1 pseudogene is annotated in these 652 nt (G+C 69.5%); it reads right to left on the minus strand.

Annotated features, from left to right (window positions below):
* Positions 1-367 (minus strand): annotated as a pseudogene (locus IEZ12_RS34660) (hypothetical protein); the annotation flags it as partial.
* Positions 368-652 lie beyond the last annotated feature (285 nt).

Here is a 652-nt window from a genome sequence, read left to right on the forward strand (position 1 = left end):
CCGCCACCCTCGCCCCACCATCACTCACAATCCCCGCACTGTGCGTCTGATCGTGAGGCATCGCATCCGCACCCACATCCCGCACCGCAGCAACCAGCTTGCCCCCGCCACCACTGCTGCCCCCACCGCTACCGCTGCTGTGCGTCTGGTCATGGGGCGCCTCGTCAGCACTCACATCCCGCACCGCAGCCGCCTCCTTCCCCCCACCGCCGTTGTCGATCCCCGCGCTGTGCGTCTGGTCGTGAGGCATCGCATCACCGGCCGCGAGCGCCCTGCCCGCGGCGGCCCGCAGGTTGTTCGCCACGTCGCCGGCGATCGCCGCCAGCAGTTGTTCCTGGCCGGACTGCTGCTGTCCCTTGCCGTCCATCTATCTCTCCACTTCCGTTCCGCAGAGTGCCGTTGGCCGGAACAGATGCCCGGCCGCCCGGATGCGATCGGGCGCGGCGGTGGAACGTCCCCCGTTCGGAAGCGAGCCGCCGACCTGAAAGGCGTAGCCGTCGCCGCCGTCGGAATGACTAGCAAGCACCCGCCCGGCGCCGATGGGGCTGGCTCCGTCCGCCTCCCCTAGGGCCTGTCTCGTAATTGATCTTGGCGGTGGTCATTGCTCCTCGGTTCGGAGCCAGAGGATCAGCGAGGCGAGGACGACGCCGGC

Source organism: Kitasatospora griseola (assembly GCF_014648555.1).
GTDB classification, from domain to species: Bacteria; Actinomycetota; Actinomycetes; order Streptomycetales; family Streptomycetaceae; genus Kitasatospora; species Kitasatospora griseola.